At 74.5% G+C, this 25,936-nt stretch carries 24 protein-coding genes and 1 pseudogene; 15 read left to right on the top strand and 10 right to left on the bottom strand.

The window, feature by feature from the left end; genetic code table 11:
- The first annotated feature begins 90 nt into the window (after nucleotides 1-90).
- The 6 genes from ACRAS8_RS30910 (at nucleotide 91) to ACRAS8_RS30885 (ending at nucleotide 5,799) form a co-directional block, all read left to right on the top strand.
- Complete coding sequence (locus tag ACRAS8_RS30910) at nucleotides 91-1,332, top strand: hypothetical protein (protein WP_438489274.1); 1,242 nt, start codon at nucleotides 91-93, stop codon at nucleotides 1,330-1,332.
- A complete protein-coding gene (locus tag ACRAS8_RS30905; RefSeq protein ID WP_438489273.1) occupies nucleotides 1,329-1,865 on the top strand; it encodes a hypothetical protein in 537 nt (178 codons plus the stop codon). Before ACRAS8_RS30910 ends, ACRAS8_RS30905 begins: the two co-directional genes overlap by 4 nt.
- Nucleotides 1,862-3,097: an MFS transporter gene (locus ACRAS8_RS30900; protein ID WP_438489272.1), complete on the top strand. Its 1,236-nt coding sequence runs from the start codon at nucleotides 1,862-1,864 to the stop codon at nucleotides 3,095-3,097. The genes ACRAS8_RS30905 and ACRAS8_RS30900 overlap by 4 nt, the downstream gene beginning before the upstream one ends.
- Before the next feature lie 106 nt (nucleotides 3,098-3,203).
- A complete protein-coding gene (locus ACRAS8_RS30895) occupies nucleotides 3,204-3,620 on the top strand; it encodes a hypothetical protein (protein ID WP_438489271.1) in 417 nt (138 codons plus the stop codon).
- A 105-nt stretch (nucleotides 3,621-3,725) separates the two neighbouring features.
- Nucleotides 3,726-4,328 carry a carbonic anhydrase gene (locus ACRAS8_RS30890; protein ID WP_438489270.1) on the top strand — a complete coding sequence of 201 codons (603 nt, stop codon included), beginning with the start codon at nucleotides 3,726-3,728 and terminating at the stop codon, nucleotides 4,326-4,328.
- Nucleotides 4,329-4,344: 16 nt separating this feature from the next.
- Nucleotides 4,345-5,799: a SulP family inorganic anion transporter gene (locus tag ACRAS8_RS30885; RefSeq protein ID WP_438489269.1), complete on the top strand. Its 1,455-nt coding sequence runs from the start codon at nucleotides 4,345-4,347 to the stop codon at nucleotides 5,797-5,799.
- 38 nt (nucleotides 5,800-5,837) lie between these two features.
- On the opposite strand, the gene ACRAS8_RS30880 is transcribed toward ACRAS8_RS30885, so the two are convergent.
- The 6 genes from ACRAS8_RS30880 to ACRAS8_RS30855 all read right to left on the bottom strand — a co-directional run bounded on the left by ACRAS8_RS30880 (nucleotide 5,838) and on the right by ACRAS8_RS30855 (nucleotide 13,637).
- Nucleotides 5,838-7,847, bottom strand: a complete 2,010-nt coding sequence (locus ACRAS8_RS30880) for an ABC transporter permease (protein WP_438489268.1) — start codon at nucleotides 7,845-7,847, stop codon at nucleotides 5,838-5,840.
- Between the two features lie 4 nt (nucleotides 7,848-7,851).
- A complete protein-coding gene (modA, locus tag ACRAS8_RS30875; RefSeq protein WP_438489267.1) occupies nucleotides 7,852-8,646 on the bottom strand; it encodes a molybdate ABC transporter substrate-binding protein in 795 nt (264 codons plus the stop codon).
- Nucleotides 8,647-8,784: 138 nt separating this feature from the next.
- Complete coding sequence (locus ACRAS8_RS30870; protein ID WP_438489266.1) at nucleotides 8,785-9,180, bottom strand: TOBE domain-containing protein; 396 nt, start codon at nucleotides 9,178-9,180, stop codon at nucleotides 8,785-8,787.
- Between the two features lie 96 nt (nucleotides 9,181-9,276).
- Complete coding sequence (locus ACRAS8_RS30865; RefSeq protein ID WP_438489265.1) at nucleotides 9,277-9,789, bottom strand: molybdopterin-dependent oxidoreductase; 513 nt, start codon at nucleotides 9,787-9,789, stop codon at nucleotides 9,277-9,279.
- A gap of 210 nt (nucleotides 9,790-9,999) precedes the next feature.
- Nucleotides 10,000-12,798: a molybdopterin-dependent oxidoreductase gene (locus ACRAS8_RS30860; RefSeq protein ID WP_438489264.1), complete on the bottom strand. Its 2,799-nt coding sequence runs from the start codon at nucleotides 12,796-12,798 to the stop codon at nucleotides 10,000-10,002.
- Complete coding sequence (locus ACRAS8_RS30855) at nucleotides 12,795-13,637, bottom strand: FAD binding domain-containing protein (protein WP_438489263.1); 843 nt, start codon at nucleotides 13,635-13,637, stop codon at nucleotides 12,795-12,797. The genes ACRAS8_RS30860 and ACRAS8_RS30855 overlap by 4 nt, the downstream gene beginning before the upstream one ends.
- Before the next feature lie 205 nt (nucleotides 13,638-13,842).
- Between ACRAS8_RS30855 and ACRAS8_RS30850 the strand changes: the two genes are divergently transcribed.
- Nucleotides 13,843-15,363 carry a PucR family transcriptional regulator ligand-binding domain-containing protein gene (locus ACRAS8_RS30850; protein WP_438489262.1) on the top strand — a complete coding sequence of 507 codons (1,521 nt, stop codon included), beginning with the start codon at nucleotides 13,843-13,845 and terminating at the stop codon, nucleotides 15,361-15,363.
- A 21-nt stretch (nucleotides 15,364-15,384) separates the two neighbouring features.
- Here the strand turns inward: ACRAS8_RS30850 and ACRAS8_RS30845 are convergent, their stop codons facing one another.
- Nucleotides 15,385-15,792 carry a TOBE domain-containing protein gene (locus ACRAS8_RS30845; RefSeq protein WP_438489261.1) on the bottom strand — a complete coding sequence of 136 codons (408 nt, stop codon included), beginning with the start codon at nucleotides 15,790-15,792 and terminating at the stop codon, nucleotides 15,385-15,387.
- A 396-nt stretch (nucleotides 15,793-16,188) separates the two neighbouring features.
- On the opposite strand from ACRAS8_RS30845, the gene ACRAS8_RS30840 reads away from it, so the two are divergent.
- The 5 genes from ACRAS8_RS30840 to ACRAS8_RS30820 are packed head-to-tail and all read left to right on the top strand — an operon-like array spanning nucleotide 16,189 to nucleotide 20,060.
- A complete protein-coding gene (locus tag ACRAS8_RS30840; RefSeq protein WP_438489260.1) occupies nucleotides 16,189-16,374 on the top strand; it encodes a hypothetical protein in 186 nt (61 codons plus the stop codon).
- A gap of 11 nt (nucleotides 16,375-16,385) precedes the next feature.
- A complete protein-coding gene (locus tag ACRAS8_RS30835; RefSeq protein WP_438489259.1) occupies nucleotides 16,386-17,087 on the top strand; it encodes a hypothetical protein in 702 nt (233 codons plus the stop codon).
- Nucleotides 17,084-18,076 carry a DUF6895 family protein gene (locus tag ACRAS8_RS30830; protein WP_438489258.1) on the top strand — a complete coding sequence of 331 codons (993 nt, stop codon included), beginning with the start codon at nucleotides 17,084-17,086 and terminating at the stop codon, nucleotides 18,074-18,076. The genes ACRAS8_RS30835 and ACRAS8_RS30830 overlap by 4 nt, the downstream gene beginning before the upstream one ends.
- Nucleotides 18,073-19,017: a DUF6895 family protein gene (locus tag ACRAS8_RS30825; protein ID WP_438489257.1), complete on the top strand. Its 945-nt coding sequence runs from the start codon at nucleotides 18,073-18,075 to the stop codon at nucleotides 19,015-19,017. Before ACRAS8_RS30830 ends, ACRAS8_RS30825 begins: the two co-directional genes overlap by 4 nt.
- Nucleotides 19,017-20,060, top strand: coding sequence for a serine hydrolase domain-containing protein (locus ACRAS8_RS30820; protein ID WP_438489256.1), 1,044 nt, complete (start codon nucleotides 19,017-19,019; stop codon nucleotides 20,058-20,060). The genes ACRAS8_RS30825 and ACRAS8_RS30820 overlap by 1 nt, the downstream gene beginning before the upstream one ends.
- Nucleotides 20,061-20,079: 19 nt before the next feature.
- On the opposite strand, the gene ACRAS8_RS30815 is transcribed toward ACRAS8_RS30820, so the two are convergent.
- Nucleotides 20,080-22,110 carry an ATP-binding protein gene (locus ACRAS8_RS30815; RefSeq protein ID WP_438489255.1) on the bottom strand — a complete coding sequence of 677 codons (2,031 nt, stop codon included), beginning with the start codon at nucleotides 22,108-22,110 and terminating at the stop codon, nucleotides 20,080-20,082.
- 667 nt (nucleotides 22,111-22,777) lie between these two features.
- Here ACRAS8_RS30815 and ACRAS8_RS30810 point away from each other — a divergent pair.
- Nucleotides 22,778-23,038 (top strand): DUF3040 domain-containing protein, encoded by a 261-nt coding sequence (locus ACRAS8_RS30810; RefSeq protein WP_438489254.1) that lies wholly within the window; start codon nucleotides 22,778-22,780, stop codon nucleotides 23,036-23,038.
- A gap of 107 nt (nucleotides 23,039-23,145) precedes the next feature.
- On the opposite strand, the gene ACRAS8_RS30805 is transcribed toward ACRAS8_RS30810, so the two are convergent.
- Nucleotides 23,146-23,586 (bottom strand): SPW repeat protein, encoded by a 441-nt coding sequence (locus tag ACRAS8_RS30805; protein WP_438489253.1) that lies wholly within the window; start codon nucleotides 23,584-23,586, stop codon nucleotides 23,146-23,148.
- 141 nt (nucleotides 23,587-23,727) lie between these two features.
- The gene (gene ribA / locus ACRAS8_RS30800) at nucleotides 23,728-24,381 is read right to left on the bottom strand and encodes a GTP cyclohydrolase II (protein ID WP_438489252.1); all 654 of its coding nucleotides are present in this window, start codon (nucleotides 24,379-24,381) and stop codon (nucleotides 23,728-23,730) included.
- Nucleotides 24,382-24,486: 105 nt separating this feature from the next.
- On the opposite strand from ribA, the gene ACRAS8_RS30795 reads away from it, so the two are divergent.
- Both ACRAS8_RS30795 and ACRAS8_RS30790 read left to right on the top strand, forming a co-directional pair.
- Nucleotides 24,487-25,239, top strand: coding sequence for a creatininase family protein (locus ACRAS8_RS30795; protein WP_438489251.1), 753 nt, complete (start codon nucleotides 24,487-24,489; stop codon nucleotides 25,237-25,239).
- Nucleotides 25,223-25,885, top strand: a pseudogene (locus ACRAS8_RS30790) (RibD family protein); the annotation flags it as partial. The gene ACRAS8_RS30795 and the pseudogene ACRAS8_RS30790, both read left to right, overlap by 17 nt.
- Nucleotides 25,886-25,936: the final 51 nt, after the last annotated feature.

Here is a 25,936-nt window from a genome sequence, read left to right as displayed (position 1 = left end):
GGCGGCCACTCCCCCGCCGCCGGTCCGCCGGCGGGCGCCCGCACCCGACGCCCGCGCGGTTCCCGTCCGCGCCCCGACCCGAGGTATCCCATGGAAGGCCAGCCGACCGCCGAGGTCATCGAGCAGATCCGCGACATCCCGCTCTACCGCGCCGCCCTGGCGAAGGGCCACTTCCCGGTGCTGGAGAAGCCGGAGATCGCCCGCGGCTTCCCCGACAACTGGATGACTCCCCGGCTGGCCGCCGCGCTGGAGTCCGGCGAGGCCGAGTTCGTGCTCTCCACCGGCACCAACTACGCCCGGATGCAGCTCATCCGGCCCCCGTACTTCCTGCTGCACTCCTACTACCGGCTGTGGAGCGAGCACCCCGACCTCGCCGCCACCTGGGCGGCCGGATGCCGCCGCGTCTCGCTGACCACCGTCCTGGCGACGGAGCACGTCGCGCGGGTCAACGCCGCCCGGCGCGGCGCCCCGCCCGACCCCGTACCCACCCTCGACGAGCGCCGGCTCGACGACCGCACCTGCTATGTGAACCTGCGGCTCGACCCGGCACTGTGGAGCCGCGACGACGTCGTACGCATGCTGGACGAGATACGCCTCGCCCAGGAGGCCCACCCGGAGGGCTGGTACCTCCTCGACTGCTCCGGCTACCACCTGGCGCATCTGGTCCGGAAGGTCGGCGACTGGGGCCTGTGGGACGACTTCCCGCCGCCCGCCGGCATCGTCCACGCCTACGAGTACACGCCAGTGAACGTGCGCCGCTTCCTGCACCAGCACTTCGCCTGCCCGGTCATCGACCTCTTCGGCAGCACCGAACTCGGCTACCTCTACTCCAGCGACCGCCGCGGCAACTACCGGCCCCACCTGGACAAGATGAGCGTCGAACTCCACCCGGTCGCCCCGGACAGCACGCTGTACCACCTCGTCGTCACCAGTGTGCGCAACCCTTACATGCCACTGGTCCGCTACCGCTCGGGCGACTGCGTACGCACCACGGACGGCACCCCCGCCCCGGAGCGGATCGCCCAGTTCTGCGGCCGCGAGAAGGAGTTGCTGGACACCCGGCACGGCCCGGTCGCCCAGGGCGACCTCGACCGGTGCGTCGGCGAGGCCACCCCGCACGTCTTCGTTCACCAGCTGCGGCTGGTGGGCGGCACCGATGCCCGGCTGGCGTACACGACCTTCCACGGCGCGCCCCTGGGTCCGGCGGAGACCACCGCGCTGGAGCGGAGCGTCGCCGAACTCACCGGCCGGCGCTGCCGGCTCGACCACCGACCGCACATCCCCATCGGCAGGTCCGGGAAGTACTCCTGGCTCGCGAGAGGAGAGGCATGACCCACCGGACGGCGCCCGGGCCCGCGGCCACGGGGCGGGTGGTGACCGCCGAGGACCTCCGGGACCTCCTCGGCGCGCCGCTGCACGCCGAAGTCGTCGCCCATGTCGAGGAACGCACCGATGCGCCGGCGGAGTTCGTGGCGCGCCAGGTCACCGAGTGCCTGCGCTACCTGTACCTCGTCTCCCGGTATCCCGACCGGCTCGGCGGGCTGTTCCTGCCCGTGGAGCAGGACATCGACGAGATCTGGCACTACCTCATCCTCCAGACCCGCGAGTACCGCGCGCTGTGCGAGGAACGGCTTCCGGGCCGGTACTTCATCGAGCACCGCAGCATCGGCTACGAGGCGTACCAGCGGGAGCCGGGCCGCGAGCAGGTGCTGGAGGAGGCACTGCGCTGGATCCCGCTGTACTGCCGGGAGTTCGGGCCGTTCGACGAGGGGGCGCTGCCGCACTGGACCGTCGTCCGCTTCCTGCACCGGCGGATGGGGCTCTCCCTCACGGAGATCGCGGCGTTGGAGCCGTTGGCCGCATGAAGGGTGCCGCGCCGCGGCGGCCGCTGGCCGTGCTGGTGTTCTCTCAGGTGCTCAGCGGGGCGGGTCTGGCGGCCGGGATCACGGTCGGCGCGCTGCTCGCCGAGGACATGCTCGGGTCGACCGGGCCGGCCGGAGTGCCCAGCGCGCTGTTCACCGCCGGTTCGGCGCTGGGCGCCGCGGGCATCGGCCGCTTCTCGCAACGCCGGAGCCGCCGTTCCGGGCTCGTGCTGGGGTACGGCGCCGGGGTGCTCGGCAGCCTGGGCGTGGTGGCCGCCGCCGCCCTGGACAGCGTTCTGCTGCTCTTCCCGTCCCTGCTGGTGTACGGGGCGGGGACGGCGACCAGCCTGATGGCGCGTTACGCGGGTGCCGATCTCGTCCCGCCGGACCGCCGTGGGCGCGCGGTGAGCACGGTGCTGTGCGCCACCACGCTCGGCGCGGTGGCCGGCCCCAACCTGGTGACGGTGACCGGGGATCTGGCGACGGCCTGGGGCGTGCCCCGGCTCGCCGGACCGTTCCTGCTGGCCGCGGCCGCGTTCGGGGCGGCGGCCGCCGTCCTGGTCTGCCGGCTGCGGCCCGAACCGCCGCCGGCGGACCGGAGCGCGGGCGGGCCGCCGGACGAGCGGGCGGCCGGCGCCGCGGCGGGCCCCGGCACGGCGGCCGTCCGACGCCGCGGCCTGGCCGCCGGTGCGGCGGTGATGGTCCTGACCCAGCTGGCGATGATCGCGTTGATGACCATGACCCCGGTGCATCTGCGGGCGCACGGCCATGCCACGCAGGCGACCGGGCTGGTGATCGCGCTGCACGTCGGCGCGATGTTCCTGCCGTCGCCGCTCACCGGGCGGTGGGTCGACCGGGCCGGGCCGCACCGGGTCGCCGTGGCGTCCGGGGTGACGCTGTCGGCCGCCGGGCTGCTCGCCGCCCTCGCCCCGCCGCACTCGGTGGCCGCGCTCGCGGCCGCGCTGCTGCTGCTCGGCCTCGGCTGGAACTTCGGGCTGGTCAGCGGCACCACCCTGGTCACCGCGGCGCTGCCGCCGGCCCGCCGGGCCGCGTCCCAGGGGCTGGCGGACGTCGGCATCGCGCTGGCCGGAGCGACCGGCGGGATGGCCTCCGGGGCGGTGGTGGCCGCGGGCGGATTCCCGGTGCTGGCACTGGTCTGCGGGGCGCTCGCGGCGGTGGTGGTGCCGGTGGCGGTGCTCGCCGCACGGGGTGCCGGCGCCCCTCGGGAATCCTGAGAAAGCACGCAACATGGCGTCATTTCCCGTTTTCCTCATGGAAACCTGGCTGCCGCACCATGGGAGAGCGTTTCCCGGACGACACGGGACGAAGCGGAGGACGACGATGCGGAAGGACACCGGGATACCGGGGCGGCGCCCCCGGATACCGGCCCTGTGCCGTCTGCCGCTCCTCGCGCTCGCCGTCGTCCTGACGTTGCTGCTCGGCGCGGCGGCCCCGGCGTACTCCGCCTGCTCCGCCCGCCCGGCCGCCGCCGCGACCGGCTCCGCCGGTTCCCCGGCCGCCGCGAACGCCAACTCCGAGGAGGAGGAGAAGCACTCCAAGCGCGAGACCGAGCGCGGCCGCCCCCGGCGGACGGCGCCGGCCGCGCAAGGGTTCCCGGCCACCCGGCGCCCCCTGCCGCCGTCCCCTGGCGGCGCCGCCGACGACGGAACGCGGGGGCGGATTCCGGCCACCCGCGGTGCGCCGGCGCCTCCCAGACCGGACCGACTCCCCGTACTTCACTGCGTCTTCCGCTGCTGAGCGGGCCCGTGGCGGGCGACGGCCCCAGCGCCGCGCCCCGCCGCCCCGTGCCGCACGTCCTCGCCATCCCCACGGTGGCATCACTCTTCAGCAGGAGACCTCCTCGTGGAGACCTTCATCCAGCACGCCCGGAGCCTGACCGCCCGTATAGCCGCGCAGCCCGAGGACCAGGAGTCCTTCGGCCGGCTGGCGGCCGGTCAGTCCCCCCTCGCCCTGTTCATCACCTGCTCCGACTCCCGGGTCGTGCCGTCCCTGATCACGGGCGCCCGCCCCGGTGAACTCTTCGAACTCCGCACGGCCGGCAACGCCGTGCCCGTCTACCAGGAAGGCATGGCGGCCGGCGCGGAGGCCGCCACCATCGAGTACGCGATGCGGGTCCTCCGGGTCGCCGACATCATCGTCTGCGGGCACTCGCACTGCGGCGCGGTCGGCGCCCGGGCCCGCGGCGAGGACCTGACCGGCGCGCCCGCCGTCCACGACTGGCTCACCCGCCAGCTCTCCGACGAACTCCCGGGCGACGACGGGCCGGCCGTCACCGCGGCCGTGCAGCGCCATGTGTGCCGGCAGCTGGACCGCCTGGGCGGCCATCCGTGTGTGCGGGAGCGGCTGGACGCCGGCGAGGTGCGGCTGCACGGCTGGTTCTACGAGGTGCACACCGGGTCGGTGTCCGTATACCGGCCGGCCGCCGACGCGTTCCTCCCCCTGTGAAGGCGAGCTGTACGTGATGAAGCGTTTTCCTTTCCTCCGGGCGGACTTCACCGCCTCCTTCGTCGTCTTCCTGGTCGCCGTCCCGCTGTGCGTGGGAGTGGCGGTGGCCTCCGGCGTACCGGCCGAACTGGGCCTGATCACCGGCATCGTCGGCGGACTGGTCACCGGGCTGCTGCCCGGCAGCAGTCTCCAGGTCAGCGGCCCGGCCGCAGGTCTGACGGTGCTGGTCTTCGAAGCGGTCAAGGAGTACGGACCGGGGGCGCTGGGCGCCCTGGTCCTGGCCGCCGGACTGCTCCAACTGGCCATGGGTGCACTCAAGTTGGGCCGCTGGTTCCGGGCCATATCGGTCGCGGTGGTGCAGGGCATGCTGGCCGGTATCGGGCTGGTCCTGATCGCGGGGCAGCTCTACGCGCTGGCGGACGCCAAGGCGCCGGGCGGCGGACTGGCCAACATCGGGGCGCTGCCGCGGCTGGTGATGGACACCGCGCGGTCCGGCGCCGCCCTGACGGCGCTCGCCGTCGGTGCCGGCACCGTCGCCGTGCTGGTGCTGTGGCCCCGGTGGCGGCGCGCGGCGCGGGTGCTGCCGGCGCCGTTGGCGGCGGTCGCGCTGGCCACCGCCGCGGTCGGGGTGCTGGACCTGCCGGTGGCCCGGGTCCGGGTCAGCGGGCTGCTGGACGCGATCCAGCCGCCCGGGCTGGCCGACATCGGCCAGCTGACCGAACTCGCCGCGCTGGGCACGGTGTTGGCGTTCGCGCTGATCGCGTCGGCCGAGTCACTGTTCAGCGCGGCGGCGGTGGACCGGCTGCACGACGGGCCGCGTACCGACTACGACCGGGAGCTGATGGCGCAGGGCGCCGGCAACACGCTGTGCGGGGTGCTGGGCGCGCTGCCGATGACGGCGGTGATCGTGCGCAGCGCCGCCAACGTCCAGGCGGGGGCGCGGACCAAGGCGTCCCGGGTGCTGCACGGGGTGTGGCTGCTGCTGTTCGCGGCGGCGTTCCCGGCGGCGCTGGGCCTGGTGCCGGTCGCGGCGCTGGCCGGTGTACTGGTGCACGCCGGCTGGAAGTTGATCCCGCTGCGGGAGCTGCGGCCGCTGTGGCGGGCGCATCGCGGTGAGGCGGTGGTGCTGTGTGTGACCGCGCTGGCCATCGTGACGGTGAACATGTTCGAGGGCGTGCTGATCGGTCTGCTGCTGGCCGTCGCCAAGACCGCGTGGGAGACCTCCCAGGCCCATCTGGAGATCCAGGTGCCCGCCGTTCCGGGTCCGGTGCGGGTCCGTGCGGTCGGCAACGCCACGTTCCTGCGGCTGCCCAAGCTCCTCGACCAGTTGGAGGCGCTGCCCGCGGACCGGGACGTGGAGCTCGATCTGAGCGGGCTGCGGCATATGGACCATGCCTGCGAGGCGGCCCTGGCGAACTGGGCCGAGCAGCACCGCCGCAGCCGGAGCCGGGCGGTCGAGCTGGTCTCGTGACACGGGGCGCCGGGCCCGGCACCGGGCCTGGCGCCCCGTCAGATCGTCACCAGTGTGACCTCCGTGGCCTTGACGCTGGTCCAGACGGCCGCGCCGTCGGCGAGTCCGAGGTCCAGGGCCGCCGCCGGGGTGATCTCGGCGACGAGGTCGGGCGCCTCGGGCGAGGTGACGAGGACCCGCAGCCGGCTGCCCGCGGCGGTGATCTCCCGTACGGTGCCGGCCCACACGTTGCGCGGACTGCCCGCGGGCTTCTCGGTGTGCACCGAGACCGCTTCGGGGGCGATCACCGCCAGCGCCCGGGTGCCGTCGGGGAGCGGTTCGGCGGCGACGAGGTGCCCGCCCCCGGTGAGCGCCAGCCCGTCGCCGGCCGCGGTGCCCGGCCAGGCGTTGCGGCCGAGCATCCGGGCCACCCAGGGCGAACGCGGATGGCGGGTGACGTCCGCGGGCGCGGCGTCCTGCAGCGCGCGGCCGCCGTCGAGGACGAGGACCCGGTCGGCGAGCGACACCGCCTCGACCGGGTCGTGGGTGACGATCAGGCAGACCCCGCCGAAGCCGGCGAGATGGCTGCGCAGGGTGTGCCGGACGTGTGCGCGGGTGGTCTGGTCGAGCGCGGCCAGCGGTTCGTCGAGCAGCAGCAGCCGCGGCCGGGCTGCCAACGCCCGGGCCAGCGCGACGCGTTGGGCCTGGCCGCCGGAGAGCTGGGCGGGCCGGCGGTGGGCGAGCGCGCCGACGCCGAGCCGGTCGAGCCACTGCTGGGCGGTGCGCCGGGCCTCGGCGCGCCGGACGCCCTGGGCGCGCAGCCCGTAGGCGGTGTTGGCCAGCGCCGTCAGGTGCGGGAAGAGCGCCCCGTCCTGCGGGACCCAGGCGACGCCCCGGCGGTGCGGGGGCAGCGCGGTGGCGTCGCGCTCCCCCAGGCGCAGCACGGCGCGGGCCCGCGGGGTGAGCCCGAGCAGGGCGCGCAGCAGGGTGGTCTTGCCGGCGCCGTTGGGGCCGACGACGGCGATGGTGGTGCCCGGCTCGGCCCGGAGGGTGAGTTCGGTGAAGCCGGTGACCTCGGCGTCCAGCGGCCAGCGCGCCCCGGTGGACGGGCCGGGCACGGGGATCTCGGGGTGCCCGGCGTCCGGGAGCGCGGCACCGGTGGCCGTGCCGGGCCCGTCGCCGTCGGCCGCCGGGTCGGTGGCGAGTCCCCCGCGGGCGGCGCGGCCGGTGCGGTCCGCGGGTCCGCCCGTCCACCGTCCGCGCAGGCACACCAGTACGGCCATGGCGATGACGAGCAGCAGCAGGGAGACGGAGGTGGCGGCTTCCGGGGCGTCCTGGAGCAGCAGATAGACCTGGAGCGGCAGGGTCTGGGTGGTGCCGGGGAGGTTGCCGGCGAAGGTGATCGTGGCGCCGAACTCACCGAGCGCGCGCGCCCAGGTCAGCGCGGCGCCGGCGGCCAGGCCGGGGGCGACCAGGGGCAGGGTGACGGTGCGGAAGACCCGTACCGGCGAGGCACCGAGCGAGGCGGCGGTCTCCTCGTAGCCGGGGCGGAGGCCGGCGAGGGTGCCCTCCAGGCTGATGACGAGGAAGGGCATGGCGACGAAGGTCGCCGCCACCACCGCGCCGGAGGTGTGGAACGGCAGCGTGATGCCGAACGTGTCCTCCAGCCAGGGGCCGAGGAGTCCGCGGCGGCCGAAGCCGAGCAGCAGGGCGACACCGCCGACGGTCGGCGGGAGCACCATCGGCAGCAGCACCAGCGAGCGGACCAGCGCCTTGCCGGGGAAGTCGACCCGGGCCAGCAGCCACGCCAGCGGGACGCCGAGCAGCACCGACAGGACCAGCGCCCAGCACGACACCAGCAGCGACAGCCGGAGCGCCTGGAGCACGCCGGGGCCGGTCAGATGGGTGCCGAGGTCGCCCCAGCTGGTGCGGGCGAGGATGCCGAGCAGCGGCATCAGCAGGAACGCTACGGCGAGCAGCGCGGGGACGGCCAGGGCGGCCGGGGTGCGGGCGCCGGGTACGCGGCGCCGGGGGGCCGGCGCCGCGGCGGAGGGACTGGGGCGGCTCATCGGGTCACGGCTTCTGGAAGCCCGCCTGCTGGAGGAGCTTCTGCGCCTCGGGGGTGCTCAGCCACTTCACGAACGCGGCGGCCGCGGCGGAGTGCCGGGAGGACTTCAGGGTCGCCGCCGGGTAGGAGGCGACGGCGTTCTGGGCGTCCGGGATGTCGATGGCGTGGACCTTCTCGGGCGCGGTGGCGGCGTCCGTCTTGTAGACGATGCCGGCGTCGGCCTCACCCATTTCCACCTTGCTCAGGACGGCGCGGACGTTGGGCTCCTGCGAGACCGGCTTGACCGTGAGCCGCTGGGCGTCGAGGACCTTCTTGCTGTAGCGGCCGACCGGCACCTCGGGCGCGGCCAGCACCACCTTCAGCTTGCTGTCCGCGAGGTCCTTCAGGGCGCCGACCTTCTTGGGATTGCCCTTGCCGGTGGCGATGACCAGGCGGTTCTTGGCGATGACCGTGGGGGTGCCGGTGTCGGCCCTGAGCCCGTCCATGGTCTTGGTGTCGGCGGTGACCAGGGCGTCGGCGGGGGCGCCCTGTTTGACCTGGGCGGCGAGCTCCTGGGAGCCGGCGAAGGAGAAGGTGACCTTGGTGCCCGGGTGCTCCTTCTCGTAGGCGGCGCCGGCCTTCTGGAAGACGTCGGTGAGCGAGGCGGCGGCGAGCACGGTGAGCTTGGTGGTGCCGCCGGATGCGCCGCCGTCCTTCTTGGCACTGTCGTCGCTGCCGCCGGAGCAGGCGGCGAGCGGGACGAGGAGGGCGGCGGTGACGATCGCGGCGGCGGCGCGGCGCCCGGTGAGGAACGGGGACATGGTGCGGACTCCTTGGGACGCGGGGCGATGCGGTCGCCCGGGCGGAGGGGACAAAGCCGCGCCGTGGACGGCGACGCCGCTGGGTGGGCGGCCGGTCCGGAGGACGTGGGGGCGGACCGCCGGGGATGTCGCGAGGGCTCAGGTGCGGTCGATGTGCACGCTGGTGGATTTCACCCGTGCGACGGCCTGCATGCCGACCTCCAGTCCGAGTTCCTCGACCGCTTCGCGGGTGAGGAGGGACACCAGGCGGTGCGGGCCGGCCTGGATCTCGACCTGGGCGGCGACGTCGCCGAGGGTGACGGCGGTGACGATGCCCGGGAAGGCGTTGCGGACGGAGGTGTAGGTGTCGTCCTCCTCACCGCCGGTGGCCTGGCCCACCTCGATGGAGAAGGCGGCGAGGTCCCGGCCGTCGATGAGGCGACGGCCGCTCTCGTCGCGATGGGTCGCGACCCGTCCGGCGTCCGCCCAGCGGCGGGCGGTGTCCGGGCTGACGCCCAGCAGACGTGCCGCCTGGCCGATTGTGTAGGACTGCATGTGCGACAAGATATGAGCTGCTGCCTCGCATTTACAACACTTTTGGCGTTCCTCCATAGCAAATGCAAGGCCACTTGGAGGAAGGGACAACCGCGGCTACCGCTCCCCCGGCGCCGGGCACATACCCACCCAAATCCCCGTGATGGCTCTGATGTACCGCGCGCCGCAGCGGTCGGACGGCACCACGAGCTGACTGCCCATGGCGTCCAGCGGCCGCCCGTCCATGGCCGTGGCCAGCAGGATCGGGGCGTTGCCGAAGTCGGCGTCGATCTCCGCCCAGGACAGCACGGTGTGGTGGCCGTCCCCGCCGGTGACGGTCAGCAGGAAGCGGGAGCGGTCCTTGCGCCGCCGGGCGTCGAAGGCGGGGCCCGCGGCGTCCAGGACGTCCCGCAGCAGCGGGCCGTCGAAGGTGTGGTGCTGCGGCCCGTTGGTGGCGCACTCGAAGACGACCGGGGCGTGCCGCTGGGGCCAGCGCACCCGCAGGTCGGCGACGGTCAGCGCGAGCGGGCGGCGCAGCTGCCCGCTGATCCGGAAGCGCCGGGCGGCGGCCGGGGCGTCCTCGGACGAGCCGCGGGCGGCGGGGCGGGGCGGCGGACTGAGTCGGCTCATCGGTGTCCCCCTGGAGACGATCCATGCGGAGGCTGCGTCCCAGTGATGCCCCAGCGGCGCATGACTCAATCACATATGCAAGCCAGCTAGGGATGTTTCCCTTGCGTAAATGAGGCGAACAGGGGCAAGAGGGCCGCAGGTCCGAGGACGGTCCCGGTGCGGTCCCGGGCCTGCCGCCCCCGCGGGTGCTCCCGACCGGTCGTGCCGGCCTCAGACCGAGCCCTCCCGGGAGGGGTGCGCCCGGGCCGGCCGGCCCTCCTCGCCGCCCGCCGCCCGGTGTTCCGCCAGGGCCAGCCACACCTTGTCCCGCAGGAACGGCACCTCGGTGAAGCGGACCCCGGTGGCGTCCCGCAGCGCGTTGCCGAAGGCGGGGGCGACCGGGTTGAACGGGCTCTCGCTCATCGACTTCGCGCCCAGCGGCCCGATGGCGTCCGAGGTCTCCGTGAAGTGGACCTCGGTGCGCGGCACGTCGGCGTAGGCGGGCAGCCGGTAGCGGCGGAAGGCGGGGGTGAGGACCGCGCCGCGCTCGTCGACCAGGACCTGCTCGAAGAGGGTGGCGCCGAGGGCCTGGGCGACCCCGCCCTCGACCTGGCCGCGGCACTGCATCGGGTTCATGACCCTGCCGGCGTCGGCCGCGTGGACGCTGCGCAGGATCCTGATCTCGCCGGTGCCGGGATCGACGGCGACCTTGAACCACTGGGCGTTGAAGGCCACCGAGCGCGGCGAGCCGCCCCAGTGCCCGGCGGCCGCCAGCTCCACCCCGCGCTCGCGGGCGGCCGCGTGCAGCTCCTTGAGCGGAACCGTCCGGTCCGCGCACGCCACCGCGTCGGCCAGCAGCCGGCACTGGCTCCGCGGGGTGCGGGCGTATTCGGCGGCGAACGAAAGGACCTTCTCCGCCAGGCCGTTGGCCGCCCGCATCACGGCCTTGCCGGCCACGACGGTGCCGGCCGAGCCGAAGGCGCCGGTGTCGTGCCGGACGACGTCGGTGTCGGACTGCCGGACGGCGATCCGGTCGACGGTGGTGCCGAGCGCGCCGGCGGTGATCTGCCGGTGGACGGTGGTGGTGCCGTTGCCGAACTCGGCGGTGCCGACGGCGATGTCGTAGGCGCCGTCGTCCAGCAGGGTCACGGTGGCGTCGGCGTAGTGGCCGCCGGGCGGCCCGGTGGCGATCATCGACAGGGCGGCGCCCTGGCCGACCAGCCAGCCCTCGGGGACGTCCGGGCCGTCGCGGTCCTCGGCGAGCGCGTCGCGGACGACCCTCAGGCACTGGTCCAGGCCGTAGCTGGCGATCTCCAGGTCCTCCTCCTCGCCGCCGGGGCTGATCATCTGCTCCCCGGGGCCGATGAGGTTGCGCTCCCGGAAGACCAGCGGATCGATGCCCAGCCGTCGGGCCAGTTCGTCCATGGCCGACTCCACGGCGAAGGTGACCTGGCCCAGTCCGTAGCCGCGGAACGCCCCGGCGGGAACGCAGTTGGTGTAGACGGAGAAGGCGTCGACCTTCTTGTGGGGCGCGCGGTAGACGGCCATCGACTCGCCGACGCTGTGGAACATCACCGCCGGGCCGTGGTTCCCGTACGCGCCGGTGTTGGCGACCACCCTCAGCTGAAGGGCCGTCAGGGTCCCGTCCCGTTTGGCACCGGCCTTGACACCGATGGTGAACGGGTGCCGGGTGGTGGCGCCGAAGAACTGCTCGGCGCGGGTGAACTCCAGCTTCACCGGCCGGTGCAGCCGCCTCGCGGCCAGCACCACGATGTCCTCCGTCAGCATCTCCTGCTTGCCGCCGAACCCGCCGCCGACCCGGCCCGCGACCACCCTGACCTCGTCCTCCGGCAGGTCGTAGAGCGCGCACAGGGCGCGCCGGGTCAGGAAGGGGACCTGGGTGCTGGAGCGGACCACGATGCGCTCGCCGGCGCCGTCCTCCGCCTCCTCGAAGTAGGCGACGGCGCCGTGGGTTTCGAGGCTGGCGTGCTGCACCCGCTGGGTGCGGAAGGTCTCCTCGTAGACCAGGTCGGCCTCGGCGAAGCCCTGGGCGACGCTGCCGGTCTCGCCGTGCACCTCGCCGACGACGTTGTCGTCCGGGCGGGAGATCCGGGCGGCGCCGGGGTCCTTGGCGTGGATGACGGGCGCGCCGGGCCGCATCGCCTCCTCCGGGTCGAGGACGTGCGGCAGCACCTCGTACTCCACCGCGATCCGGCGGCAGCCCTCCTCGGCGGCGCCCTCGGTGTCGGCGACCACGGCGGCCACCCGCTGGCCGACGAAGCGGACCACGTCGTCCAGGACCCGGGTGTCGTCGGGGTCCTCGGTGGGGTGCTCGTGGCGGGCGGAGGAGAACAGCCGCTCGGGGGCGTCGTGGTGGGTGAGGACGAGGCGGACGCCGGGGACGCGCAGCGCGTCGGCGGTGTCGATCGCGACGATCCGGGCGTGCGGGTGCGGGGAGCGCAGCAGCTTCATGTGCAGCAGCCCCTCGACCTCGATGTCGAAGGTGTAGCGGGCGGTGCCGGTGACCACCTGCGGGCCGGCGGGGGCGCCGAGGTTGCGGCCGACGGACTCCCCGGGCCGCGGCTCCTCGACGTGGGTGACACCGCGGATCGCGTCCTCGATGGCCCGGTAGCCGGTGCAGCGGCACAGGTTGCCCTTCAACGCCCTTGGAAGGTCGGCGAGTTGGCCGTCGCCCAGGGTGGCGGTGGTCATCAGGAAGCCGGCGGTGCAGAAGCCGCACTGGAAACCCTGGGCGTCGAGGAACTTCCGCTGGACGGGGTGGAGTTCGCCGTCCGGTCCGGCCAGTCCCTCGACGGTGGTGACCCGGCGGCCGGCGGCGCGGACGGCCGGGTAGAGGCAGCTGTGGACCGGCTCGCCGTCGACATGGACGGTGCAGGCGCCGCAGTCGCCTGCGTCGCAGCCCTTCTTCACCCCGAACCAGCCGCGGTCCCGCAGGTAGGTGCGCAGACACTGGCCGGGGCGCGGTTCGGCGTCGTGGTCCCGGCCGTTGACGTGGAGGGCGTAGCTCATCGGACGGCCTCCTTGGGGGACGGCGGGCGGGCGGTGAGTTCGGCGCGGACCTCCTCGGCGAGGCGCAGCGCCATGTGGCGCCGCCAGGCGGGCAGGCCGTGGAGGTCGTCGCACCACTCGGCGCCGGTGACGGCGTCGTCGAGGGTGCCGCGCAGCGCGGCGGCGCCGGGCGGGGTGGGGAACCAGAGGCGGAAGGGGCGGACGGTGGCGGCGGTGACGGTGACGGCGAGCGAGCCGTCCAGGGGGTCGAGGGCGCCGATGACCAGGGCGCCGGAGCGGCCGAGCCCGTAGAGGGAGACCTGGCGGAAGGCGGTGCGGCAGGTCAGCGCGCGGGCGGGCAGGGTGACCGAGCGGAGGAGTTCGCCCTCGCCGAGGTCCTTGCGGCCGGCGCCGGTGACGAAGTCGGTGACCTTGACCCGGCGCCGGGAGCCGTCCTGGGCCTGGAGCAGGCAGCTGCCGTCCAGGGCGGCGGCGAGCGAGATCATCGGGCCGGCCGGCAGCCCGTTGCAGAGGTTGCCGCCGACGGTCGCCATGTTCCAGATCTTGAACGAGGCCAGAAAGGCGCGGCAGCACTGCTCGAAGAGGGGCGCGGCCGGGACGGGGAAGGCGGCGGCGAAGCGGGAGAGCTGGGCGATGGTGCAGGTGGCGGCGATCTCCAGGGAGCCGTCCGGGAGCCGGGTGACCGGCTCCCAGCCCATCCGGCTCAGGTCCACCAGGCGGCGGAGGTGCGGCTGCGGTTCGGAGAAGAGGTAGGTGCCGCCGCCCAGCCAGGCGTCGCCGGTGCGCCAGGGGGCGTGCTGCCGGGCGTCGCGCACCTCCAGCACGGTGTTCAGGTCCATGCCGTCGAGTGAAGCAACGCGGCGGCCCGGTGCACGACTGGTCCGCAGCACGGAAAACACACCACCGCCGAAGCCCGGAACTGGATGATCAACCAAGAGGGATATCGCTGTGAACGGCTGGCATTTACGATGCCTGGACCCGCATTCGCCTGGTGAATGTGAGATGTCGGGGAAGGCGCCCGGCAGCCGTCCAAGGAGCCACCACATGCACGTCCACGATCTTCTCCAGCTCGCCGCGCTCGACCTGACCGTCCTGTGGGGCGACGATCCGCTGCTCGCCCAGGAGGTCAGCGGTGTCACCGCCACCGACCTGGAGGACCCGGCCCGCTTCCTCCAGCCGGGAGAGCTGGTGCTGAGCGGACTGGTGTGGTGGGCGCCCGGGGACGGCCGGGAGAAGGTGGACCGCTTCGTGGCGGCACTGGCGGACGCGGGGGCGGCGGCGCTGCTGGCCGGGGAGGAGACCCACGGGACGGTGCCGGAGGTCCTGGTCGAGTCTTGCCGCACGCACCGGGTCGCGCTGCTCGCGGTGCCCGCGCACACCACCTTCCGGGCCATCACCGAGGCGGTGTACCTGCGCCGCTGGGGCGACCTCAGCCGCCGGCCCGCCGGCCACTACGCGCTGCCGGAGAACGTCCGCACCGAACTCGCCGGCCTGCTCGCCGGGGGCGCCGCGCCGGACGCCCTGCTGGACCGGGCGTTCGCGCACCTGGGCGGCCCGGCGTGCTATCTGCTGACCGCCACCGGCCGGGTGGTCGCCCGCACCCCCGCCGCACCAAAACTGACGAGCCGTCAGGCACGCCTGGACATGGCCGCGGGCGTCGGCACCACCCTGCGGATCGAGGGCGAACAGGGGCCGTACGACGCGTGGTTGCTGCATCTGCGCGGCGCGGACGACGCACCACCGCGGGTACTGCACGAGATCGCCGAGGTCCTGGCCCAGTACCGGCACCACGACGGTGCGCGGGAGTCGGCCGCGCGGCGGGCGGCGGACGCACTGCTGGCACTGGTCGCCGCGGACGCCACCGAGCGGTCGGCACTCGACGCGGCACTGCACGCCTGCGGGCTGCCCGCGGACGGCCCGTTCCGCGTGGTGGTCGCCGCGCTGGACGGCGCGGAGCCCGGCCAGGCGGTGCGGGCGCTGGCCGAGGCGCTGCGGCACTCCCCCGACGAGCCGTTCGCGGCCGGACTGCTGCCCGGCGGCCGGCCCGCCGCGGTGATCGCCACCGGCGCAGGCAGGCAGGCCCCGCCGCCCCTCGACGCGATATGGCCGGCGCTGCACGCGTGCCGTCCGCAGGCGCCACTGCACGCCGGGGTGAGCGGCCCCGCGGCCACCGCAGGGGACCTCGACTCGGCGCTGCGCCAGGCCCGTTACGCGCTGGCCGCGGCCCGGTCGGCCGACCCGGCGGGCGCCGGGGTGACCTCCGTCGACGAGCTGACCACGCTGGGCGCACTGCTCTCCGGGGTGCCCGCCGCGGTGCGGGAGGCGTTCAGCAGCCGGGTGCTCGGGCCGCTGGCGCGCGGCGGCACTGCCTCGCACCGGATGCTGATGGAGACGCTGGAGGTGTTCCTCGCCCAGCACGGGTCCTGGGCGCGGACGGCGGAGATCCTGCATCTGCACGTCAACACCGTGCACTACCGCATCCAGCGGGTCGAGACGCTCACCGGCCGCGACCTGTCCCGGCTCGACCACAAACTGGATCTGCACGCGGCGCTGCTGTGCCGCTGACGGCCGCGAGGCGGGGCGGGGTCAGCCGCGCGCGTCCGGCCGGTCCACGTGCACATGGGTGGACTTGACCCGGGCGGTGGCCTCGACGCCGACCTCGATCCCCAGCTCCTCGACGGCCTCCCGGCTGACCACCGACACCACCCGGTGCGGTCCCGACTGGATCTCGACCTGGGCGATCACGTCGTCGAGGGTGACCGCCGTGACGATCCCGGCGAAGGCGTTCCGGACCGAGGTGCGGATCTCGCCGGGCACCGGGTGCTGCCCCAGGGCCCGTTCCTTGGCGAACGCGGCCAGGCTCGCGCCGTCGATCACGCGGTTGCCCGCTCCGTCCCGGTCCATCCGCAACTGCCCGCCGTCGGCCCAGCGGCGGACGGTCTCGGAACTCACTCCCAGCAGCCGCGCTGCCTGGCCAATGCTGTACGAGGGCACGTCGGCACTCTACGGGCGCGGCGCGGCGCGGTACAGGAAGTCCCGGCGAAATCGATCTTGCCGGGCGGGCCGTCCCGCCGGGGCGGAGCCGAGCTGCGGCGCTGGGTGCGGAGTTGATGATCCGCCGCCGAAAACCCACCGATCAGAGCAGTGCGGAACGGGCGCGTCCGGGCCCGCACGGGCGGCGCGAGGCGGCAACGAAGGGCCGATTTTCGCACCTTCGGAACCGCCAACTCCCTTGGCGGGCAAGGGCATTACGCGGACCTTGATCATCCGGCCCCATAGCGGCACGCCGCGGCAACCGGCAACCCAGTCACACACGGTCATCATCCGGATTGCGACCGTTTATGCCGAATGTCAGCCTGGTGTCCCCGCTCATCGAAGGAGTTGAATCACATGGTTACGGATCGCACAGCGCCGGTCGAGACAGCTGCCCTGGCCTCCGAGGTCGAGGGGCTCCTCAGCCCCGCCGAGCCCGACGGCATCTACCGCGACAGCCGCGAGTGCGGCGGCGGGCTGCTCATCCTCGGCCTGGCACTGCTCGCACCCCCCACCCCTCGCCCCAAGTCCGGCGATCGCTGAGGGGAATCGTGTTGGCTGAACAGACGCAGGGAGCCGTCCCGCTCAGCGCTGTGATCGCCGATGCCGCAACCGGGGTCGCCCTCGCCCTCCAGGGCGGGGGCGACCCCTATGCGCTCTCCCGGATCCTGCGCCAGGGCGACCCGCTCGCCCCGGCAGCGGTCCGGGTCCTGGGCGCCGACGCGCTCGCACCGTACGCCCTGGAGCACCGGGCGGTGCCGGTGGGCGCGGACGACGAGGCGGTGGTGCGGCAGACGTTGGCGAGCTTTCCGCCGGGCGCGGACGCTTCCGAAGTATCGGCATGGAGCTACCGCGGACTGGTCGAGGCCACCCACGCCTTTCTCCCCTCCGGGACCCAGCCCTGGCCGCGGCCCCCCGAGGCCGGCGCGGAGTGGATCGACACCGACCCCTGGCCGCGGCTCGCGCACCGGATCTCCCAGCTCGCGGCGCTGGCCCTGCCCGGCCTGGCATCCGACGTGGCGGAGCAACTGGCGGCGCGGACCGACGACTTGGCCCGCGGGTTCGTCCGGGCGGTACGCCGGAGGGACTGGCTCCAGGCCGCCGGGGTGGGCCGCTGGTTGGCCCGGCTCCCCGACGTGCCGCCCACCCTGGGACTGGACGCCGGGCTGGCGTTCGTACGGCAGATGGGCGGCGACGACCCGCGGGTGACGCTGCACGTGGTGGCCGCCCAGCGGTTCTTCGGGCGGGGCCGGTGACCGCCGGCCGGGGCGACCCGGAGCTGCTGGACCGGGTGGCCGGCGGCAGCCTGGGCTGGCTGGCGGAGCGGCGGGAGTTCTTCCGCCTGCCGCCGGACGCCACCACCGACGCCGACCCCGACCTCACCCTCAAACCCCTGGGCGAACTGGCCGAGTTGACCCAGCTGATCGCCACCGCTCACCCGCGCGCCGCACTGCGGGCCGTGGCGGCGGAGCTGTTGGACTTCGCCTGGCAGGAGGCCCGCGAGGGTGAGCTCTTCGCCGAACTGATCCGCGGCGAGCCGTACGCCACCTACCCGGTGGAGATCTACGGGGCCTTCGCCCAGGCCGGGCTGCGGCATCCGGCCGTCGAGGAGCTGGCGCTGACCACCACCGGACTGCGCGGCTGGCGGGTGGCCCGCGAGGACCACACCCGCACCCTGGCGGTGCTCAACGCCGAACGCCGCATCGGACTGGCCCAACACGGCGACTTCGACCGCGAGTTCGCCCAGACCGGGCTGGGGATGCTGACGGAGCCCTGGGTGCTGGACGGCAAGGCGGCGTACGGCGTGACGCACGACGTCTTCCACCTCACCGACTGGGGCCGCGACCGCCGGCGACTGCCCCCCGAGACCGCCGGCTATCTGCGGCTCTGGCTCCCCTCCTGGCTGGAGAACTGGCTGGACGAGCAACTGTGGGACCTGGTCGGCGAGTTGCTCGCCGTCGCGGCCGTCCTCCCCGCGGCGCCCTACCACGCGGCGGCCTGGCGCCGGCTGGCCGCCGCGCAGGACGCCGACGGCGGCCTGCCCGAGACCGGTACCGTGCCCCGGCCCACCGACCCCACCGAGGACTTCCTGGCCTGCTACCACTCCACCCTGGTGTCCGCGTTCGCCGCCACCCTCGCCCGTGTCGCCTCGGACGAGGCCGAGGCCGAGGCCGGCCCGGCGGCGGCCGGGGACGCGGTGGCGGTGGCCGGACGGGCCCCCTTCGAAAGCGAGGCTGCGCTGTGACCGTGACGGCTGCGTCCCAGGCCCCGCCGGCCTCCCCGGCGGTGCTGCACCAGGTCGGCGACCGGGCCCTGAGCTGGCTCGACGCGCACCGCGAGCACTTCCGGCTGACCCCCAAGGACCGCACCACCGGCCGCGCGACGATCGAACGGCTCAAGCCCATCGGTGAGTTGGCGGTCAACATGCGGGTGCTGTTCCGGGAGGGCGTGGCCGGCTCCCGGCAGCGCACCCGGGCCGGCGCCCTGCTGGACTTCACCTGGCGGGAACTGCTCGACGGCGGCAACGTCCTGGCCGCGCACCAGCACGACGAGCCGCACTCGCCCGTACCCCTGGAGATCTACGCGCCGTTCCACGAACTGGGCCACCGCCACCCCGGCCTGGAGGCGGCGCTGGCCGTCGCCCGGCGGACCACCACCTGGACCGCCCTGGAGATGGTGCCCAACCGCCGGCTCGGCCTGCTCAACACCGAACGCAAGCTCGGGCTGACGCCCAGCGCCGACTTCGACCAGGCCCTGGCCCGCACCTGGCTCGGCCGGATGCCCGAGCCCTGGACGGTCCAGCTGCACATCGCGTACGACATCACCCACACCGTCTTCCATATCACCAACTGGGGCGAGGCCCCGGACCGGATGCCGCCGGACATCGCCGACTACCTCACCCGCTACCTGCCGGCCTGGCTGGACGACTGGGCCGACCTCGAACACTGGGACCTGATCGGCGAACTCCTGGTCGTGGACGCCTGCCTGCCGCGCCCCGCCCTGGACGCCCGGCTGTGGGAGCGGTACGCCGCCGCCCAGGACGCGTCCGGCGCGATGCCCATCCAGCGCGCGATGCCCGAGGGCGATCCCGACGTGGTCTTCGACCTGGTCCACCACCCCACGCTGGTCGCCGCGTTCGCCTCGGCGATGGCCACCTCCCGCGCGCTGAGCGCCGACGCCGGCTGATGCGGACCGCACCCGCACCCGGCGGGCCGGCGCTCGCGGGCCGGCTGGCGGAGGCGCTGCACCGGATCGACGCGCCGGATGTCGTGCTGGCCGTCACCCGCCGGGGTCACCGCACGGTGGCCGACGGCGGCACCGCGCTGCCACCGCCCACCCCGCGCCCCGCCCTGCGCTACGAACTCGGCTCGCTGTCCAAGACGTTCACCATGCTGCTGCTGGCGGACCTCGTCGCCGACGGGACGCTGTCCCTGGACGACCCGCTCACCGCCCGGCTGCCGCGGCTGCCGCTGCGCCACCCCCGCTCGGGCCGGATCACCCTGCGCCACCTGGCCACCCACACCTCCGGGCTGCCCCGCGTCCCCACCGACCTGCTGTTCTCCGCGCTGGTCCGCCCGTACGAGAACGGCTACGCCGGCTACGACACCGAGCGGCTGCTGGCCGCCTTCGCCCGGACCCGGCCCCGCCACCGGCCCGGCACCCGCTGGCACTACTCCAACCTCGGGCCGGCGCTGCTCGGCGCGGCGATCAGCCACACCACCGGCACGGACTACACCGACCTCCTCACCGCCCGGGTACTGAAACCGCTCGGCCTGACCGGCACCACCCTGGCGCCCGGCACCACCGGCACCGACGCCGTCGGCCACCGCACCAACGGCATCACCCCGGTCCGCAGCGCCGACATGGGCGCCTTCGCCCCCTCCGGGGCGGTCCGCGCCACCCCCGGCGACCTGCTCACCTACCTGGAGGCGCACCTCTTCCCGGAGGACCGCCCACTGACCGAGGCGCTGCGCATGGTGCGCGTCCCGCTGCTGCGGCGCGGCTGGCGGCACCGCAACACCCACACCCTGACGTGGTACCAGCACCCGGCGGCGCGCGGGCCGCTGCTCTTCCACGTCGGGGCGACCTTCGGCCAGCAGGCGTTCGCCGGCTACCACCCGGCGTCCGGGACCGGGCTGGTCGCGCTGGCCACCCGCCGCGGCCGGACCTGCCGGCTGATCACCACCGCCTACGAGCTGCTGTACGCGCTGGCCCGCGAGGACGGCTGAGCCGGGGCCGGGCCGGCCGTCACAGCTCCCCGCCGAGAATGCGGTCGAGCAGCACCTCCGGGTCCTGCTCGGCGGCCCGGTCGAACGCCGCGGTGTACGCCGCGTCGCCGAGCACCGCGCGGGCCCGCTGCTCGCACTCCTCGCGCACCGCGCGGAGTTCGGGGGTGCCGCGCTGCGGGTGGCCGACGGTGCGCCAGACGGCCTGGCCGCCGCCGCAGACCTGGGCAGCGGCCGCGCCGTCGCCCTGGGCGGCGACCGCGGCGGCCAGCAGGTCCAGCCCGAGCGCGATCCCGAAGTTGTCGCCGATCATCCGCTTGGCGGCGAGCATGGCACGGGCGTGGTCCGCGGCCTCCTCGGGCCGGTCCTGCAAGAGGGAGATCAGGCCGAGCTGGTAGTCGGTGTAGGAGCGGGACCAGTACTCGCCGCGCTCGACGCAGCCGTGCCGCAGCGCGGTCGCCTCGTGCCGCGCCTCGTCGAGCCGGCCCAGGGCGGTGAGCGCGAAGAGCCGTACGAGGTAGCAGCGGAGCCGGCTCGCGGAGCCGAACGGGTCGTACGGGGGCGGGCCGAGCACCTGCCCGGCGACGGTGAGGGCGGTCAGCGGGCGGCCGGCCATCAGGTGAGTGAGGCCGATGAGGTAGCCGGCGGCGACCAGCGCGTCCTGGTCGCCGCCCTCCCGGGCCGTGCGGGCGCACTGCCGGCCCAGGGACTCGGCGGTCTGCAGGTCGCCCTGGAGGAGCACCGCGAGACCCAGCGCCCACCGGGCCCGGGTCCGGGCCGGACCGGGAGAGTCCTCGGCGGCCAGGGCGCGCTCCAGGTAGTCACGGGCCTCGTGCAGATGGCCGCAGCAGCTCCAGTAGAAGCCGATGGCCGCGGACAGCTCCTGGGCGCGGTCCGGGGCACTGCCCAGCAGGTGGTCCAGCGCGGTGCACAGGTCGACGTACGACTCGGCGATCCGGCCGTACCAGGTGACCTGGTCGGGGCCGAGCCAGCCGTGTTCGGCGCGGCGGCCGAGGCCGACGAAGTGCTCGGCGTGCCGGTCGGCGACGGCGGCCGCCTCGTCGAGTTCGGCCAGCCACATCCGGCCGTACTCGCGCAGCGTGTCCAGCATCCGGAAGCGGTTCCCCTCCCGGCTGAGCACGGACTTGGCGGCCAGGCCGGCCAGCGCGGTGCGCACCCCGTCGGCGGAGAGCGGCCCGCCGGCGCAGACCGCGGCCGCGGACTCGGCGTCGAACGTGCCGCGGAACACCGAGAGCCGGGCCCACAGCAGCCGCTCCAGCGGTGCGCACAGCTCATGGCTCCAGCCGATGGCGTTGCGCAGGGTGCGGTGACGCGGGGTCCAGGGCAGGCCGGTGCCGTCCAGGGCGTCGAGGCGGGAGCTGAGCCGCTCGGCGACCTGGGCCAGCGGGCGGTCCGCCAGCTGGGCGCCGGCCAGCTCCAGGGCCAGCGGGATGCCTTCGAGGCGCCGGCAGATCAGGTCGGCGGCCCGGGCGTTGGCCGGGTCGGTGAGCCTGAGGTCGGGGGCCGCGGCACCGGCCCGCTCGGTGAAGAGCGCCAGCGCGTCGTTGTCGCCGGTGCAGGGCAGCGGGCCGACCTCGGTGATCCGCTCCCCGGCGACCCCCAGCGGCTGGCGGCTGGTGACCAGGACAGTGAGGCCCGGGGCGGCGGTCAGCAGGTCGCCGACCAGGTCGCGGCAGGCCGCGACGAGATGCTCGCAGGAGTCCAGGACCAGCAGCAGGTCCTTGTCGGCGAGCCATGCGCACAGCGCGTCCACCGGCGTCCGTGCCGAGTGGTCCGCCAGCCGCACGGCGTCGCAGACGGTGGCGACCAGGAGCTGGTCGCCGTGTAAGGGCCACAACGGGGCCCAGCGGACGCCGTCGGGGAACCGCCCGGCGGCGGCCCGGGCGGCCCGCACCGCGATCCGGGTCTTGCCCACGCCACCGGGTCCGGTCAGGGTCGTCAGCCGGTTGCGGGTCAACTCGCTGCTCAGTCGCCGTAGTTCGGCTCTCCGGCCGACGAAGCTCGTCGACTCCTCGGGAATGTTGCTCGCCACGCGGGTCAGTATCGCCTGCGCTTGCCTTTGCTTCCCACGTAGCCGGCTTTCCCGCCGTAGGGGTTCGCCGCTTGCTTTTGCGCCTGCGGCGCATTCTTGTTCCGCTGCGCGGGGCCCTTCCGCTGCGCTTGGCCGGCTTCCCACGTTGCCGGGTGCGGCGCCGTGTCGCCTGACGGCGGATTGTTGTCCGCTGCGCGGGGCTGTCGGGTGCGGTGACGGGCCTCCGGGGCAGGGGTGTGCCGGACTGCTTCGCTTTACGTCCGGCACACCCCTGCCCCTCCGACCCGTCCCCTCCCGTGGGTTGGGTGGAGACCAGGTGCATTGGGCTGCCCGCCCGGTGGGCCCCTGCGGGCTCCGGATTGATGGGTGACCGGCAACTGTCAACTGTCAACCTGATGAGCGACCCGCACAGCACCACTCGGGCCGACCCCCACTCACCGTTTCCATGACCACCCACGGGAGGGGACGGGCCGGAGGGGCAGGGGGTGTGTCCGGACGTAAAGCGACAGCAGTCCGGACACACCCCCTGCCCCGGAGGCCCGGCACCGCGGCCGAACAGCCCCGCGCAGCGGATCCGCGCCGCAGGCGCAAAAAAGCGAACCCCGCACGGCGGGAAAGCCGACAACGTGGGGTTAGGCCGCAGCCACGCAAGGGCACAAGAACGCGTGTGGCCCCCGACGACGACCCCCGACTCCGCGAGTTCGCGGAGGAGTTCCCGTCCGATGCCGCCCCCTGGGCGGCCACCGCGGCGCCGTTCCGGCGTTGGGCGGTGTGGCTGATACTGGCCACCGCGATCGCGGTGCTGGTCACCGGGGTGGCGCTGGCGCACGGGCTGGTGCTGGCCGGTGGGCTGGTGCTGGCCGGTGTGGCCGGACAGCTCGTCACGCCGAACCGGCCGGGCGGCCCGGAGTCCGACCACCGCCGGTAGCCGTACAGGCCCGTACGTCGCCGGACGTGCCCGGCCCGCCTGCCGTCGCTCTGTAACCGAAGGGCAGGCGGGTCGGTGGTTCTCACGCGCCCCCGCGGGCGCGCGTCTCACGTGACACGGCGGCTCTTCGACGCCACGGCGACACACAGCGCGCCCAGCAGGAACGTCAGGGCGCCGATGACGACGTTGTTCCAGATGACCCCCGCGTCGGGGCCGCGCCCGACGACCCAGGGCGCAATGATCAGCCAGGCACCGATCGCACACATCGCACCGCTCAGGCCGTACATGCGCTCCGGAGTGACGGTGAACCCGACCGCCAGCAGGGCGATCGCGATCCCGACGATGAGGTTGTGGGTCCTCAGCGCCGGCTGCGAGGCGGCGAAGTGCACGATCCACGGGGATACCGCACAGTACAGACCGACCAGGAAGACCGGCCCGTCGACGAGCACCACATCACGCCCGCCGACCGTCCGCTCGAACCGTGCTCTCATCTCGGAAACGTCGGGGTGACCAGCGAGATCTCCCCTGGGGTGTGAGACGTCGGCCATACGACTCGCCTCCTTCGCTCACAAGTCGGGCCGTGTCGCGTGGCAACAGCCGCGCACCTTTATTTTGCTCTTATGTCGCCTTTATGTGTAGATGTGGGACGGGAAAATTTGGCGCGAGCCGGACAAATCTGGCGCTTATGGTCAGGGCGGGCCGGGGATGCCGTCCAGATGCGGGAGGTCGTGGTCCAGCCGCTCCCGCTTGGCACGGAGGTAGCGGAGGTTCTCCGCGCCGGGCGGCACCAGCAGCGGCAGCCGTGCGGCGACCGGGACCCCGTACCGCTCCAGCGCCTCGCCCTTGCGCGGATTGTTCGACAGCAGTCGTACCGAGCGGACGCCGAGGTCGCGGAGCATCCCGGCCGCGCAGGCGTAGTCGCGGGCGTCGACCGGCAGCCCGAGCGCGAGGTTCGCGTCGACCGTGTCCAGACCGTCGTCCTGCTGGAGCCGCATCGCCCGCAGCTTGGCCAGCAGCCCGATGCCGCGGCCCTCGTGCCCCTGGAGGTAGACCAGGACGCCGCGCCCCTCCTCCGCGATCGCCCGGAGCGACGCGGCCAGTTGCTCACCGCACTCGCAGTGCGTGGAGCCGAAGGCTTCGCCCGTCAGGCACTCCGAATGCAGCCGGGTCAGCACCCGCTCCCCCGCCGGATCCCCCTGGACCAGAGCCACTTGCTCGGTGCCGGTGCGCCGGTCGAGATAGCCGACCGCCCGGAACTCCCCGTAGGCGGTGGGGAGTCGGACCTCCACCACGCGTCGCACGCCCTCGTCGGCGGCGCCGGACGCGCCATCGGAGTCCGTCATGACATGATCGTACCCGCGTGCGGACCCGCGGCGGCCGGCCCGGCCCTCGCGGTTCCGCCGACTCCCGCCCTCCCGTGCCGGATTGCCGACGAATCGGAGCCGCCGATGCCCACGACCGCGCCGGGACACCGGAGTTCGCCCGCCGTACTGCCGGACGACACCACCGAGGACCTCCGCACCAGACGTCCCGCGCTGGCCCTGCTGCCCGTCGGCAGCTTCGAACAGCACGGCGCCCACCTGCCGTTGACCACCGACACCCTGATCGCCTGCGCCGTCGCCGAGGAGATCGCCGCGCGCCACGACGTGCTGTCGCTGCCGCCGCTGACCTTCTCCTGCTCCCACGAGCACGCCGGCTGGCCGGGCACCGTCAGCCTCTCCGCCCGGACCCTGCACGCGGTGGTGACCGACATCGCCACGTCGCTGCACCGCTCCGGCCTCGCCGCGCTGGTGCTGGTCAACGGCCACGGCGGCAACTACGTGCTGCGCAACGTCGTCCAGGAGGCGTCGGCGGACGACGGCATCCGGATGGCGCTCTTCCCCGGCCCGGCGGACTGGGACGCGGCGCGTGAACGGGCCGGTATCGAGACCTCCGCCCACGACGACATGCACGCCGGCGAGACCGAGACCTCGATCCTGCTGCACGCCCGTCCCGACGTGGTCCGGGACGGGTATGCCGCCGCCGATCACGACGGCGGCGCGCGGCCGCACCTGCTCACCCTCGGCATGGCCGCCTACACCGCGTCCGGCGTGATCGGGCGGCCCTCGCTGGCCACGGCCGAGAAGGGCCGGGCGCTGCTGGCGGGGCTGGCCGAGGCGTTCGACGGGTACCCGGAGGCGTGCGGTGCCGGCGGCGGCTGATCCGCTGGGCGCGGCGGAGGTCTGGGAGCTGCTGCTCGGGGTCCGCGGCGCGCCGGACGCGGCTGCGGCCGGGCTGCCGGCGGGCGGCACGGACGGTCGGGGCGGCGGTGGGGGGCGCGCGGCCCGGGTGCTCTCGCCCGCCGCGGCCGAGTTGGCCGAGCGGTATCTGCCGCTGTGCCTGGCCGGGCCCCGGGTGGCGTTCGCCCAGCTCGGGCAGAGCCTGGACGGCTTCATCGCGACCCGCACCGGCGACGCCGACTATGTCACCGGGGAGGCGGACCGCCGCCATCTGCACCGGCTGCGGGCGCTGGCGGACGCGGTGGTAGTCGGCGCCGGCACCGCGGTGGCCGACGACCCCCGGCTGACCGTCCGCGCCTGTGCCGGGCCCGACCCGGTGCGGGTGGTGCTCGATCCGCGCGGGCGGGTGCCGCGGAACCGGCGGGTGTTCACCGACGGTGCGGCGCCGACGCTGTGGGTGGTCGGCCCGGGGGTGGCCCGGGAACGCGTCGGGGACGGCGTCGAGGTGCTGGTGCTGCCCGGCCGGGACGCGTTCGCCCCGGTGCGGCTGCGGACCGCGCTGGCGGCACGCGGCCTGGGCCGCCTGCTGGTCGAGGGCGGCGGGGTCACCGTCTCACGGTTCCTGCGGGCGGGGGCGCTGGACCGGCTGTACCTCACCGTCGCGCCGGTCCTGCTCGGC

Source organism: Streptomyces sp. S186, from assembly GCF_051603415.1.
GTDB lineage: Bacteria > Actinomycetota > Actinomycetes > Streptomycetales > Streptomycetaceae > Streptomyces.
This window is presented reverse-complemented; position numbering and strand designations above follow the sequence as displayed.